At 52.3% G+C, this 13,235-nt stretch carries 18 protein-coding genes and 1 tRNA gene; 5 read left to right on the top strand and 14 right to left on the bottom strand.

What is annotated here, in order from left to right:
• Nucleotides 1-61 precede the first annotated feature (61 nt).
• A tRNA-Ala gene (locus ACIDITHRIX25_RS85885) sits at nucleotides 62-137 on the top strand.
• On the opposite strand, the gene ACIDITHRIX25_RS000000104360 is transcribed toward ACIDITHRIX25_RS85885, so the two are convergent.
• The 14 genes from ACIDITHRIX25_RS000000104360 to ACIDITHRIX25_RS85950 all read right to left on the bottom strand — a co-directional run bounded on the left by ACIDITHRIX25_RS000000104360 (nucleotide 100) and on the right by ACIDITHRIX25_RS85950 (nucleotide 10,017).
• Complete coding sequence (locus tag ACIDITHRIX25_RS000000104360; protein ID WP_502756227.1) at nucleotides 100-1,929, bottom strand: recombinase family protein; 1,830 nt, start codon at nucleotides 1,927-1,929, stop codon at nucleotides 100-102. The genes ACIDITHRIX25_RS85885 and ACIDITHRIX25_RS000000104360 overlap by 38 nt on opposite strands.
• Nucleotides 1,907-2,317 (bottom strand): helix-turn-helix domain-containing protein, encoded by a 411-nt coding sequence (locus tag ACIDITHRIX25_RS85890; RefSeq protein WP_201733673.1) that lies wholly within the window; start codon nucleotides 2,315-2,317, stop codon nucleotides 1,907-1,909. Before ACIDITHRIX25_RS85890 ends, ACIDITHRIX25_RS000000104360 begins: the two co-directional genes overlap by 23 nt.
• Before the next feature lie 86 nt (nucleotides 2,318-2,403).
• On the bottom strand, nucleotides 2,404-3,003 hold the full coding sequence (locus ACIDITHRIX25_RS85895; RefSeq protein WP_201733674.1) for an antirestriction protein ArdA: 600 nt from the start codon (nucleotides 3,001-3,003) through the stop codon (nucleotides 2,404-2,406).
• Nucleotides 3,004-3,113: 110 nt separating this feature from the next.
• Complete coding sequence (locus tag ACIDITHRIX25_RS85900; RefSeq protein ID WP_201733675.1) at nucleotides 3,114-3,431, bottom strand: YlcI/YnfO family protein; 318 nt, start codon at nucleotides 3,429-3,431, stop codon at nucleotides 3,114-3,116.
• The gene (locus ACIDITHRIX25_RS85905; RefSeq protein WP_201733676.1) at nucleotides 3,428-3,568 is read right to left on the bottom strand and encodes a hypothetical protein; all 141 of its coding nucleotides are present in this window, start codon (nucleotides 3,566-3,568) and stop codon (nucleotides 3,428-3,430) included. The genes ACIDITHRIX25_RS85900 and ACIDITHRIX25_RS85905 overlap by 4 nt, the downstream gene beginning before the upstream one ends.
• Entirely contained in the window at nucleotides 3,565-4,656 is a 1,092-nt protein-coding gene (locus tag ACIDITHRIX25_RS85910) for a DNA-methyltransferase (RefSeq protein ID WP_201733677.1), read from the bottom strand. The genes ACIDITHRIX25_RS85905 and ACIDITHRIX25_RS85910 overlap by 4 nt, the downstream gene beginning before the upstream one ends.
• Nucleotides 4,653-5,456, bottom strand: coding sequence for a replication-relaxation family protein (locus ACIDITHRIX25_RS85915; protein ID WP_201733678.1), 804 nt, complete (start codon nucleotides 5,454-5,456; stop codon nucleotides 4,653-4,655). The genes ACIDITHRIX25_RS85910 and ACIDITHRIX25_RS85915 overlap by 4 nt, the downstream gene beginning before the upstream one ends.
• A 328-nt stretch (nucleotides 5,457-5,784) precedes the next feature.
• Complete coding sequence (locus ACIDITHRIX25_RS85920) at nucleotides 5,785-7,941, bottom strand: type IV secretory system conjugative DNA transfer family protein (RefSeq protein ID WP_201733679.1); 2,157 nt, start codon at nucleotides 7,939-7,941, stop codon at nucleotides 5,785-5,787.
• Nucleotides 7,938-8,192 (bottom strand): hypothetical protein, encoded by a 255-nt coding sequence (locus tag ACIDITHRIX25_RS85925; protein WP_201733680.1) that lies wholly within the window; start codon nucleotides 8,190-8,192, stop codon nucleotides 7,938-7,940. The genes ACIDITHRIX25_RS85920 and ACIDITHRIX25_RS85925 overlap by 4 nt, the downstream gene beginning before the upstream one ends.
• Nucleotides 8,193-8,441: 249 nt before the next feature.
• Entirely contained in the window at nucleotides 8,442-8,636 is a 195-nt protein-coding gene (locus ACIDITHRIX25_RS85930; protein ID WP_201733681.1) for a hypothetical protein, read from the bottom strand.
• Entirely contained in the window at nucleotides 8,633-9,187 is a 555-nt protein-coding gene (locus ACIDITHRIX25_RS85935) for a hypothetical protein (RefSeq protein ID WP_201733682.1), read from the bottom strand. The genes ACIDITHRIX25_RS85930 and ACIDITHRIX25_RS85935 overlap by 4 nt, the downstream gene beginning before the upstream one ends.
• Nucleotides 9,174-9,401: a hypothetical protein gene (locus ACIDITHRIX25_RS85940; RefSeq protein ID WP_201733683.1), complete on the bottom strand. Its 228-nt coding sequence runs from the start codon at nucleotides 9,399-9,401 to the stop codon at nucleotides 9,174-9,176. Before ACIDITHRIX25_RS85940 ends, ACIDITHRIX25_RS85935 begins: the two co-directional genes overlap by 14 nt.
• Before the next feature lie 17 nt (nucleotides 9,402-9,418).
• Nucleotides 9,419-9,691, bottom strand: a complete 273-nt coding sequence (locus ACIDITHRIX25_RS85945) for a hypothetical protein (protein ID WP_201733684.1) — start codon at nucleotides 9,689-9,691, stop codon at nucleotides 9,419-9,421.
• A gap of 5 nt (nucleotides 9,692-9,696) precedes the next feature.
• Nucleotides 9,697-10,017 carry a hypothetical protein gene (locus ACIDITHRIX25_RS85950; RefSeq protein WP_201733685.1) on the bottom strand — a complete coding sequence of 107 codons (321 nt, stop codon included), beginning with the start codon at nucleotides 10,015-10,017 and terminating at the stop codon, nucleotides 9,697-9,699.
• 220 nt (nucleotides 10,018-10,237) lie between these two features.
• Here ACIDITHRIX25_RS85950 and ACIDITHRIX25_RS85955 point away from each other — a divergent pair, with 220 nt between their 5' ends.
• From ACIDITHRIX25_RS85955 to ACIDITHRIX25_RS85970, 4 genes are all read left to right on the top strand, one after another.
• On the top strand, nucleotides 10,238-10,522 hold the full coding sequence (locus ACIDITHRIX25_RS85955; protein WP_201733686.1) for a hypothetical protein: 285 nt from the start codon (nucleotides 10,238-10,240) through the stop codon (nucleotides 10,520-10,522).
• Nucleotides 10,523-10,606: 84 nt separating this feature from the next.
• The gene (locus ACIDITHRIX25_RS85960; RefSeq protein WP_213333502.1) at nucleotides 10,607-11,854 is read left to right on the top strand and encodes a hypothetical protein; all 1,248 of its coding nucleotides are present in this window, start codon (nucleotides 10,607-10,609) and stop codon (nucleotides 11,852-11,854) included.
• The gene (locus ACIDITHRIX25_RS85965) at nucleotides 11,851-12,504 is read left to right on the top strand and encodes a YdcF family protein (RefSeq protein ID WP_201733688.1); all 654 of its coding nucleotides are present in this window, start codon (nucleotides 11,851-11,853) and stop codon (nucleotides 12,502-12,504) included. The genes ACIDITHRIX25_RS85960 and ACIDITHRIX25_RS85965 overlap by 4 nt, the downstream gene beginning before the upstream one ends.
• On the top strand, nucleotides 12,497-13,228 hold the full coding sequence (locus tag ACIDITHRIX25_RS85970) for a WbqC family protein (RefSeq protein WP_201733689.1): 732 nt from the start codon (nucleotides 12,497-12,499) through the stop codon (nucleotides 13,226-13,228). The genes ACIDITHRIX25_RS85965 and ACIDITHRIX25_RS85970 overlap by 8 nt, the downstream gene beginning before the upstream one ends.
• The last annotated feature ends 7 nt before the right edge of the window (nucleotides 13,229-13,235 follow it).

Here is a 13,235-nt window from a genome sequence, read left to right on the forward strand (position 1 = left end):
TAATTCGACTTGAGGCTAACCGATCAAACAATTTTGCAATATACTGTCATGGTGACCTCTTGGGGGTGTAGCTCAGCTGGAAGAGCATTTGACTGGCAGTCAAAAGGTCGTGGGTTCGAGCCCCATCACCTCCACCAAATGTGGGACGTTCAAACCCACGTCATTAAAAAAACCGGCACTACTGTTGTTATTAGATCCTTCGGCTATTAAGTCGGAGGATCTAATGCTTTCATAAACCCGCACCTCGTCATGTCGCATCGGCATGGCTACTACTCTCGGGTTGTTTTGGAGTAAAAGTCCCATCCCTTCGGTGTACTCATATGCTGCAACTCCGTCTTCAAAGACCATCAGTCGAGTAAAGACTGCCTGATTGAGTCGCCGCCGAACGCTGTTGCCAGCGAATTTATAAGCCTGTGGCAAATCGGCTGCCCAACCTATCGCCCGATTCAACTTCAGCTCAATGTTGCCAAATTCTTGGCTGGAATCATCCAGACGCTTTTGAGCTTGTGTCATCGCAGAACTAATGCGCTCCTGCTCAGAATGCAACAGATCCATTGGCACTGCACCGACGTAGTAGGCATCAAGCAACTTCTTGCGTTCAGTTGTTAACTGTTCGATCCGACGTTTCTGCAAGCGCTGTTCTCGCTCGGCATCAGCCCGGGTGTCGGCCAGACCTTCTTTCAGCACCGCTCGAAGTTCTTCTGAGCGTTCCGGCGTAATTCGAACATCTTGCCAGAACTCCTCCACTCGTTGTTCGACAAGCTCCACCTGTAAGGCTTTCTGCCAGCAGGAGTTGCCGTTGGCCCGACGGCCCAAGCAAAAGAAATAGACGTATGACCCCCCGTGTCCATTAGCGTGCGTCAGACAGAGCCGGGCCCCGCACTTGGCACAAAATACCGTGCCCTTGAGATAATGCTCGTGCCGCCAATGTTTCTCGCCAGATGTGTTATGCAGTGCCAGCACTTCTTGTACACGATCAAATAGCTCTGGTGTTACCAGCGGTTGATGCTTGCCTGGGTATTTAACGCCGTGATATACCACGACCCCTTTGTAATAGGGATTGACTAAAAATCGTTGCACAAGTGACAGATGTAACGGCTGGGATGGTTTCTTTAGTGTCGGACGAGTCATCAATCCTCGCATGGTCAGCTCTTCAAGTAATTTAGCGAGTGTCCAGTTCCCAGTGGCATATGTCTCAAAAGCCCAGGTGATATGCGGAGAGCGTTCTGGATCGGTCTCGATCCAACGCTTGTCCTTCTCCGCATTTGCGCCCTGGACGTTGAGATAGCCGATTGGCGCGAGCGATGGAGTGCCACCGTCTTTGACTTTCTGTAGCGTCTTGCGCTTGATGTCGTCACCTTGATTGCGCGATTGGTACTCATTGACGACTGCCAACATTCCCTGAAGCATCCGGCCAGAAGCAGTCCGGTCGATGCCGCCCTCCATGCAAGAAATCAATGTCGCACCAGATGCTTCCAAGCGCATGGTGATGCTGGCATCATCCAGGCGGTTACGGGCGAAGCGACTTAGCTGGTGCACGATCACATAGTCGACATCGCGTTCCTGGGTCACCCGATCAATAAGCGCTAACATGGCCGGACGCTTGTCAACACTGGTACCGCTGTCCTTGTCTATGTACTCGTCTACGATTATCGCTCCAAGCTGGCGGGCCCGGCTTGTACAAGCTGTTCGCTGAGTCGGCAGTGAATAGCCCTCTGGATTTCCATCACGTTCTGCCTGTGCCTTGGTGCTGACACGGATATAGGCAACGGCACGTTTGGTGGAAATATCCTGGGAAGCTGTATCGATATCCTCAGGATTTGAACGTTGGTCGCGCGCCACTTCCGCTGGAAGTGTAAGAGTGCTTTGATCAGTGATTGTCATGGCCTCTGTTGCTCCTGACTCATCATGCGCTGTCTCTGGTTCCATAATCACCTGCCTCTTCTGTAATTGGAACTGCTTGGTTGTTGTCTAGGCCATGGCGAGCTGAGAGTTCTTCGAAGAGTTTCTTCAGTTCTATAACCGCAGTGGCTGGTAGATCCTGGTACTTGGTTTTCAGATAAGACTCGAAGCTGGGCAGTTCTTTGGGCACCAGGTATCCGGCCCGGGCGTATACATCGGCTAAGGGTATCCCCAAAAGACTGGCGAAACGGGCCAGCTTGTCGGGCCGGGGAGCGGCGAATTTGCCTTGTTCGAAACGCACTACCGTTGAGCTTCTGACTCCAGCAGCATCGGCCACCTGATAGACCGAGTATCCCAGTTCCTTGCGTTTCTGGCGGAATAATTCTCCGAGTGCCTTTGATTGTTCTGGATTCATGAATATTGTTCCTTTTCCCAATACCCATTCTACCAGGAATAATGCGCGTACGCATCCCATTGTTGCCAATTCCACAACGAGAAAATTCAATAAATTTCATCAAATACATAAACACCCCCGTCTCCCTCACTTGTGGAAATGCTCCCAGATAATTCAAGGTCTCGGGCAAAGGCTTCAATGTCAATACGGACATAAGACCGAAGGTGCTCTGGCACGATGGTTTCGATCAGATCGTTATAACCTAAATCATCAAAGAGTTGACTGGCATAGTCAACCAGGCTGTCGAAGTGTCCACGGTAGGCATCTTCAAAACGACCCAGTGTTTCGGGACTGTTCTCGTCAGCCAGTGTCGCCCAGTGGGCATAGGCCACTCCGTGTTCACTGATTCCCTGGGCCAACCGAGCAACAGTTGCAATGCTCTCGTACTCATCAAGTTTTAGCGGTCCAAAGTTCTCATAATCATGTATGGCGTATTCTTCAGCTCCAGGTGTTGGAGACTTTGTCAGCATGTCTTGTATCGCTGTGTGGATATCTTCCGGTTCCTGTGCAGCGCTGATCCATGCGCCGTGCAGGTAACCGTCGTTGTAGTCACTCAGGCTGGCCACGTAAATGCGTGGCTCTGCTTCTAAACATTCAGTTTTGTCTTGTTCTTGTTCACCCTCTGGTATTTTCGGTTCGTCTTCCATTGTTCACCTCCTTAGTTATTCGTTATCTTTTTATGGGTTGATGACAGGGACTTTCTTGAGGTTCGCATAATTGCGATTCAGAAAGTCCCTGTCAGGGTGGAAATGGGTGCTCAGCTCAAAGCTGGCTCATTTTCCTTTGAGCGGTTGGACCGTTGGGATTTTGCTCCCGTTGGACTACCTGACTCCGGCGCTGCACTTTCGCCCCCAAATAGGGTGACGATGGCTTCACGCCGTTTGGCGGCATCGCTCTCGATTTCAGCGAGAACGGCTTCAGCCCGTCCAGCCAGTTGCGGATTGCCGCGCTTTGTCTCGATGAAACTCTCGATGGCTTGGCGAATAGCGTCGCTTATCGTAAGTTCCTCGAGCTGGGCAATCATTGTCAGCTGGGCGTGTAGATCTTCTTCCAAGCGAATGGCAAGTGATTTCACAGTGCCACCTCCTGGCAGAAGTACTTGAGTGCAACATGGCTCATAACCATATCCTCCTCGGTTTGGTGCGACCGGCGATCCCCGAATGGCATCTCCTCGTAAAGCCGCATTTCACCGACGAGGCATTCATGCGTCATGAAACCTCCTCCTTTGCTTGTTGTCCAGCGCTATCCCCAGTTATCCGGTCCCTGGTGATTCGAGCCTCAGTTATCCGTTCCATGGCCAGTTTGGCAAAGCGGGGGTTCAGCTCAATACCAAGCCAATCCCGCCTGTGTGCTTCAGCCACCAAACCAACAGTTCCGGCTCCGAAAAACGGATCGAGCACCACCCCTGGACGCCACCCCTTGCGGCACTTACACGATGGACGCAAATCACCAGGTACTGTGATATGCCCAACGGTCTTGGCTTGATTTCGTTGCCAGGGACTACCGCAACGAATACAGACCTTTTCCGGACAGGTTGCCAGTAGGGGCTGCTCCACGAGGCGGGGCGGGAAAGTGGCGAAATGCTCACCCCGGAAGTTCGCTGATGCCATTGTCCAGACATCCCCGGGATTCTTACCGAGCGGATGACCACTCAACCCCTGGGCTTTTAGCTTTGCCAGTCCAACGTTGTTGCCAGCCAGCGGTCCGGCCCAATTTGGTGGACTGGCCGATAATGGTGGGTAGGGCTTTAGTGCTTTGGCGGGGTGTTTGAGTGACGTGAGATGCGGTATCCGGATGGCGTCAAGATCGAAGTAGTAATGATGGGAACGGGTCAGGAAATAGATCACTTCCCAGGTGCACGACAGTCGGTCCCGAACGCTGCTTGGCATGGAACGGGTCTTGGCCCAGATAACCTTGTTTCGAATCGTCCAGCCGTCTTCTATAAGAGCAAGTGCCAACCGCTCCGGTCCCAGCAGCAGACTTTTCGACGGTGCACCAAAATGCGGGTGACGACTGAAGCTGTCTCCCAGGTTCAGCCAGACCGATCCGGTCGGCTTGAGCACTCTTGAAAGTCCACCCATTACCAGACGTAGCTCATTGACCCAGGCCGATACGTCAGGCTCCAGACCCATCTGATTCTTGCTTCCATAATCCCGTAGCTGAAAATACGGCGGCGAGGTAACAACAGAATCCACTGAAGCCTCGGGGATTTCCGCCAGCCGCTTTCGGGCATCACCTACTATAACGGTGTTGGTGATAATAGAGCTGCCGGGCAGATTCCTGCCTGATTGGCCGCTCATGAACTGCCTCCGCTAAGTGTCGATAACCCCTGATCAAAAGTGGTTGTCACAAATAGTTCCTTGGTCAATCGATGATCACGGGCAATGGCTGTTTGTAACCGCGCAACACGTTTGTTGTCTGGCATAATCCAGCAAACCTGGGGATGGAGACCGTGAGCCGCCTGTTCCTTACCGGAGCGGTAGTAGGTGTCATAGATGCGGCACTTGCGAAGAAGGGCTGGCAGGTGTTCACTGCCCCTGTCGATCTCGATGAACCATCGCTGTTCGTAGTCGCCCACACCGAGTGCCAGAAACAGATCAGGCCGTAAAAACATTGGACCACCCAGTCCGGAAAATTCCCGCCAACAGCGAGGTTCGCTCTGACAGCTCAGAATCTCGAACGCACCTTGACGGCTGGCTAGGGTCACGTCAACCACAACCTGGGAGACAGCCAGAGTGTGATCGACGAAAGTGGTGGTTGGTTCCCGAAACCTGGGACGATTGCCACCTGATGTAAGTATCCGGTGGCCAACCGGACCAAGGGCGTAAATATACGAGGCCGATCCGGCCCTAACCCCACCGACTCTACGATCAAGTCGCACCAGCAACCGGTCTCTAGTCAGTCCGGCCAGAACTCGTCGACAACTGCGAGCCGCCGATAAGGTACTGGCGTGATCTTCGCCCGAAAAATAAAGAGCTTCGATCTGGCGGCCACTCATCAGCCGCAACTCAAAAACTCGGCTGATTATCTCAAGATCCCGGGTCGAGAGTTGTTGGCGGGATCTCCTCAGTCCCTTTGAGCTGGTCCGTTGATCACTCATCGAAACCTCCCTGAGTTGCATACCAATTCCGCGCCTTTAGAGAGAGTATGAAAGGTGTAAGTGAGTGGGAATTTGGCAACACGAAGGGACAGACAACCCCCTGGAGCTATCTGATTATTGATTGTTCTGGGACTTCTGTCCGTCGAGTAATAGCCTTCATTGGTCGCCGTTGGCTCAGGCCCCCGGCCTTTGGCGAAAAAAGGGAAAGTGCAGCGAAGCAGCAATAGAGTCCGCGCCCTTGTTGAGGTATTTATGCCTTCTGGCCAGGTAGTACCCACCCCTGTTGACCACACGACCGGTAGAGCGAGCGGACACTGCCATAGGCCGCTCATAAGCTATCCCCGCGGTTACGCCTGCGGCGGCCAAGATCCTCTGTTGGCTCAGTTTTTCGTCCATAGGCAAGATCACGGATTGCGGCCTCGACAACACTTCGGTCAATGCCGTAGGCATCACGTGATGCAGTTCGAATAAGCTCCGGATCGCTCGTGGAATTGTCTGGCATAAGGGTGCGGGCGCTGCACCAGGGCTGAACCGAGTTTCGGGCCAACAGTTGCACGTAGCAGTGATAAGCACTCAGACTTTGAAAATCTTCTGGTTCCAAGTTGCTACCGGCGGCAATCAATTTGGCATCTTCGTTTGGCAGTCGAAAGGCAATGCGGGACTGGGCGTTGTTCATTACCGCTGAACGTATTGGCAGATCCAGTTGGTGCATGTACTGATGTGCTAAGACGAATCCGACACCCAATCCCCGAGCTTGAGCCATGGCATCTGCAAAGTCAGTAGCAGCCCGCAAATAATTTTGAAATTCATCGACGTATATGAAGACCGGGTGCCGTTTCTCCGGGGCAACTGTTGAACGGTTCAAGGTAGCCTGCCACAGTTGAGCAATTACCAAACTGCCAAGCAGTGCTGCCGTCTCCGGTCCCAGTTCTCCCTTAGCCAGATTGACGAGCAGGATTTTTCGTTTGGTAAATAGATCGCGGACATCGAATCGGGGCTTAGCTTGTCCGATAATGGCCCTAATTTGGGGCCGCAGTAAAAATGGACGGAGTTTATTCATAACCGGCGAGATGGCGGTTGTTCTCTCAGCTTCGCTCCAGTTTTCATAGGAGGCCCAAAACGGCTCCAGGCCAATCGGATCATCAAGGCTGGCCACCATTCGGCGGCGAAATCCGGCATTGGTTAGAAGCAGCGGCAAAGCCACAAGTGTCATGCCGGGATTACGGGCAAGGGTTAATAAGGCACTGCCCAAAATGTCCTGGGTCCTTGGTCCCCAGTTTGCAACGTAGAGGTTGTGAAAGACGCCAAGCAACTGATCGGCTACCAGTTCAGGTGAACGACCATGGGTAGATAAGGGATTGAGTCCCACTGGTTGTTTGTCATCGGTTGGATCGAGCAAAACCACGTCACCTGCGCGATGTGGCGGAACGTGGCTCAAGATATCTTTTATCAGATCGCCTCTGGGTTCGATTACCGCAACGCCCCTGCCATCTGCCATGTCTTGGACAACAAGATTGAGCAACAGCGTCGATTTACCAGATCCGGTTGGACCAAGCACATGGAAATGGCGCAGCGAGTCGGCTGCCGAGATAGCCAACGGTCGTTCCCTACCTGGGAATGTCGCTTCGCCAATAATGCGTCCCGATTTTGGTATCGCCGATGTCGGGGCCAGCATTCGACTGCCAACCTTGGCAACCGGAAGATCGCTGGTGGCACCGATTGGCCAACCAGACACCGTGGCCAGTTCAAGTGCATTGAGCCGCAGCGGAATGAACAAGGGCAGGTGAAGACTCGTGATTCGTTTAGGACTGGTCGAACGAGCCCGGAAACTGACACCGGGGGCTTCAGAGGTGCGCAGTGCTCCGAGAACCTGGCGAATGAGCTGGCGCTGCCTTGCCTCACTCTTAGCCATAACGCCAATTCGCCCGACAGCTTGCCAACCCGAGACGCCTTGCTTGGAACGCAGGGCAGTGCGAAATTCACTGTCAGCTGATTGTGATTTACCAAGAACGGTATCGGCCACATCAGCCAGCCAGAATTCATGAGAGGCGTTGATTTTGTTGGGAACCGGACTTGAAGACAGCTGACGGCCAAGTACCCATTGCAAAACCAGATGCTCATTGGCACCAAGGTGAGAAAGGGCACTCAGCAGTGCCGTACTGACAATTTCAGGATCGTCGGTACCAAGTGGTCGGCGGCGGGTCGATAACCGCAGTTCTACCGCCCGATTGAATGCACTGTTATTGTGGTCTATTGTCTCAACGGCCAGTCCAGGCAGACCAGCGCGTAGCTGATGGACGATGCTTCCGACCCGGTCTCTTGGCAGTGCCAGACGATGCTCCACGAAGTCAGCACTGCCAACTGTTTCAATTACAACTGGGGTTCCAGCTGTAGCGCTGAGCAGCAGAAAAGCCTGTTCAACCTGCTGGGCTGAGACATTTCGGGGCCAACGCAGCCGGTACCAGATAAGGAGTCCCGCCTTCACGCTGCATCACCCTGGTTACTGGTGTTGTCCTGATCTTTGACGGGTTTGATTGTCCGGTTAGCTCTGCTACGCTTTGCCCGGATTTCTGCCTTGGCTTGAATCCCGGCTCGAGCTTCAGCCTCGGCCTCAGTTTCGGCTTGAGCTTCAGCCAGGGCAATCAACGCCCTCGCCAAACGTCGCAGATCAGGTGGATCTTTTCTGACACCTCGGACTCTGATATGATCGTCATTATTGTGAAATGTTCTGCTCATAGCGTTACCTCCTTTTTCTGTTAGTTATGGGTTAATAAACAAGGGCGTTTGGTCCCAGAGCTTTGAATGCAAATGGGATGGACTTCATGGGTTATGCCCGCACCGATCCATTTCGCCTGATGCCAAAACGCATTGCTATGGACTGATAAGTAAATAATGCTTTTACGCATTAGTCAATGATGATTGTTAATTCCACAACACCGATTGGACATCATCCACCTCTGGCATTGTTCTCATAGTGGCCTCCAGTTACCACCCTTGCCTCCGGCGATGAATTAACCGCAACACGTAAACAATGGCTGCTGCCAGGCCCACTGCGATAAGCACCGGTAGCATTGCCTCGATAAGTCGAATGGCCATGTAAATAGCGAAAGTTGAGACCAATAGGGTGAAGGCGGCACCTGTCAGTGACTTGCGCCAACCCGACGAACCTGGTGTGGTCATATTGCCGTTCCTTGCATGAGGCTCCATCTGGCCTCACGCTCCAGTGCCGTGTCGAAGTCAAACCGGATGCAGTCGAGCGCAAACTGGAGCTGGTTAATAACGAAGCGGTGGGTACGAGCTGTATACAATGTCTGGTTCACTGTGTCCGCCAACAACAGGGCATATTCCAGTGATTCAGGACTAAGCCCTTCGGCTTTGGCTCTAGCCAAGTGACAAGAAGCCACCACCAATTCTGCCTCAGTTGAGAAGTCGGCCGAGAGCCAGACATGTCGAGTGTCATGCACATAGCGGAAGGCCCAGTTTGTGGCCGGGCGATCATAGATGGTGACATCTGAAAAGTCCCGTAGAACCCGCAGTGGCAGACCAGAGGCATGACAGGCTTGGAACTCAGTCCGTAGGGCATCCAGGTCACTCGGAGCTAGGGATGCTGGACGCCAGCCAAATCCGAGTTCGCCTGCTGTGCGCCGTGCCTCTGAACGAATGAATCTACTGAGGTGTTGCCGGGCAGTCAAGAGTTCGGTATCTGAAAGTTCTTTGCTATTGTTGGTCATCTGAATCCTCCTTCAGTTCGGCCCACCACATCTCCCTATCAAGTTCCCGCCGTAGCCTTGCCGAGGTCGCCCGAATCTCTGCCTTGCTTTGGGCTACGGCAAGGCGGGTTCGGGCTTCATGGAGACGTACTGTTGCATCAGCTGCTGTCTGGTAAAGCGATCTGCCGATAAAGCCGGTAAGCAAGAACAGGCCGACGATTAGCAAGGCAATCATGAGTACCACCACCGCTATCACCGGAACCGCCGAGGCTGACGTCGCTCTTGCAGAGTCGTCCCAAGCCGTAGCTTGTTGGCGATAACTGTTTCGGCTTCAGGACGCCCGTGGGCGGTAGCCCATTGTTTGGCGGCCTGGTCAATCCAAGCGTCGGTAGCTGGATCAAAACTGGGAATTGTCTGATCGATAGGCTGTCGATCAACTGTGCGGCGACGGAACCGACCGGCAATTCCGCCAGCCAAGCCGCCACATATCGTGGCGGCAACGACCGTGATGACGCTTTCGTACATGGCCATCACCGCCCGAACCGGCGGGCGATTCGCTGGTTGTTAATGTTTGACATCAGGTTGACCTTGCGGGCTACTAACTCGGTCTTAGCGACACTGTTGCCTGAAAGGGCCAGGCCGTAGTCAAGAAATCGCAACTCCTCTTCGGTAGCGGTAGTCATGACATCGGCGATGGCCTGGCTATCTTGGCGGTCAAGTTCTGTCATAACTGCCGTCTCAAGACTGTGCCGGAAAACCGTCACTTCTGCTCGGTACTGCGCTCTAGTAGCCTTTATCGTTTTTAGCTGAGCAAGCCCGTTGCTACGACTTGCGGGAATGAGTGTTGACATAATGTTGCTCCTTTCGGTTGGTATATGGGTTAAAGAAATTGGTGTTTGCAGGCGATCCAGCGGGTAAGGCAGGCGGTGTTAGCTGACTCAGTGTTTTGGGCACTTCGTACACCGGGCTTGGTTTGATTGCTTCGGGGGCATAGCGAATGGGGAAGACGGTAATTCCGGTCAGTACTAGCTTTGAAAAAGTTGGCCGATTGACTTGGTCTGTGGCGATAGCTTGGCGGATAATGTCGAGATCCTGTTGCAGGTTCGCGGCGTAGTGCGTCGCGGTGTCGACACCAGTAGGGTTCGTCATGCAGCACTCACCAAGCACATCGCAACGGACGCAGTGGTCGCAGCTTGCAATATGGTTTTGACAAGGATGGCAAGTCATGAATCCTCGCCAACGCTGAGTATCATTGCTACACGCTTAAGTGAAGACATTGATTTTGGTGGTAGCTGGCGAAGTGAAGTAATAATCGTATGGATCATCAGCGGACTCGTTCCCTATCTTTTTTACTAGCAATGAGAACCGTTCTCGTGCTGTGCCTATGCTTATTGAAAGAAATCGGAACATCTAATGAATTTTCGGGAGATTTCCGGGGTGATGAATTCAGACCTTGATGTGATGAACGAGATTGCTCGCCTACGCAAGGCGACAGTTTCCGATGTGGCTGAGCGTCCAGAGCGGTATTCATGTCTCGTTGCGATGATGAGCTCGATTGCCTGTCGACCGTTTCCTCGCGATTTTGCTAGTCGACATGATTTCACTCGAGATGTATTCGAGTTGGTTCTTCAGTCGCTACCGACAGAACAGCATTTTGCGGAAGCTATTCGCGAGCTATTTGGGATTGAGGGGTATCAAACAGTTGGGTTAAATGCGAGACGCAGATTAGCGAGTGCTGCGTGGGACGGTATGTACCGGGGCGCCGACACCTTCTATCGCGATATTGAGAAAGTTCTTGATCATCAGCTGTTCTTGACTCTAAAGCAACTTGCAGACGAGCGACCAGTGCATAGAGTAGGAAACGACTTACATTATGAAGAGGGCCTTGAAAACTGGGAGTACGATCTCGAACGTGCGGGGAGTTCCATTGCACAGCAGGCTTTTGCCGACGCCGATCGTCTACTGACACCGCGACTGTCTATCGCATTTCGGCGAGAGCACCTCAACGGGCCGGCGGCGACCACTCTTTTGGCTCGCTCGTTTGAACTTGCGGGGGATGCCCAACGTGATCGAGGTAATCTGGACGGACCGAATGGAGCTCGGCATAGATACCGCGAAGCACAGGAGCTGAACCTCCAGCTTGGTCGCTTGCCTAGAGCAAACTCGAATGAGTTGATGATCGCGGTTTGCCAAGAGATGGCTGGCCACCTGGTAGTAGCCCATCGGAGCTATCAACGGCTTACTCTGTCAATTGATGAGCCGGTGCTCGACTTTGACCGAGAACGAGCACGCCTGTGGACGGGCACCGTGCTGGCGAAACAGGGCGATGGCGAGTCTGCTCTCCCTCCAATTTATAGATCAATCTCATATTTCGTCGACGCAGGCGATCATCGAATGCTCGGTAATGCATATCAGAAACTGGCACTGGCTCACCTTAAGACTCGACATCCTCATCTTGCCAGCGGTGCGATGGAATTCGCCGAGGAGTTCTCCGATACAAATACACCGCTTACTCACGTTCGCTTTATGATCGCTAAAGCTCATGTTCTCTGGATGTGCGGTGAGCGATCAGTCTCGGAAACGTTGTTCGAGAACGCACGCATGCTCGCACGAACAAATAATCTTGAGCACCAACTTTCGTCGATTGAAGCACTTTGTCGTACACTTGAATTAGAGGAATCAAAATGATTGATGAAGAATTGAATGCTGCTCGTATTCTCTGGGACTATCACCAGATAGATCAAGATGCGCAAAAGTCCGATGTGGGAATTGGTCTTGGTTCACACGATTTAGGCGTAGCGCAAAGAGCAGCTAAATTGTACTTTGAAGGATACTTTCCAGTCCTTCTTTTTACCGGAGCAAATAGTCCAACCACGAAGGACCGTTTTCCAGACGGCGAGGCGGCGTCCTTCGCCCAATACGCAATTGGACAAGGCGTGCCTGAATCTGCACTGATAGTTGAGCCCACGGCGACTAATACCAGTGAGAACTTCACTAAATCACGGGGCTTACTTCAAGATGAGGGGCTTTCTCCTTCTTCAATTTTGGTTGTCTGCAAACCGTACATGCAGCGCCGAGCTTATTTAACCTGCGGCAAAGTATGGCCCGAAGTCACCGTGACATGTGCTTCTGAATCAATGACGCTCGAGGAGTACATATGTTCAATTGGCTCTGAGGACTTGGTCTTGAGCATGCTGGTCGGCGATACTCAACGAATCGAAATCTACGGGATAAAGGGATTCGCTCTCAAAGAGTCGTTATCAGCTGAGGTGAAATCTGCTTATGATTTCCTAGTCCGCAGAGGATATACGTCACGGCTTTTGGTAGACAGTGACTGATCCTTTCCTTGATTTACGACAACTTGTTTCTATCCATCAACCGAATCTATTCCCTCGCGTTACGACGCTCACAAAGATTCTACTCAGCAACATCTACGTGCCGCTTACAGAGGTGCAATTCACACAGCGTGACTATCAACATCGCTTTAGAATCTCTGACCGGCTTGATCACGAACAAATTCGATGGTTGACGGTGCCAGTGCATCTGACAAATGGGCAGAAGACTTTACTTACAGATGTCCAAATCGTAAAACCACAAATGTGTGCACAGCATCTCTTCGACACGCTTCGTTACCATTATGGATTGACCCCAGGGTGGGATATTGCAACTAACTGTGTTCTAAATGTGTGCAAAGCCATTGTGTCAAATGATCTCGTCGAGGCCAATCAAATTTCTATGAACTTCATGCTTGAATTGATGGATTGGCCAGGCACTGTGATTGCTAATGCAACTCAGCCACAGTGCGAACGATCTGAACGTCTTGCACGCATCACAAAGTCGGTTCGGGGAAACGCCTACATCTGTGGTACAGGAGGGCGAAATTATCTCAAAGAGAGTACTCTAAAGGACGCTGGTATTGATGTCATAAGTATCGACTATGCCGGATTGCAGAGCGTTTTAGGACCGTCGTGGAAGTCACGAAGCTCTATTGATCTCCTCTGCCTCAGTGGACTTGACGGATTTCGCTCAATACTTCAACGATGCCAGATGGTTCTAACTTAAAAGTAGG

Source organism: Acidithrix sp. C25, assembly GCF_904848545.2.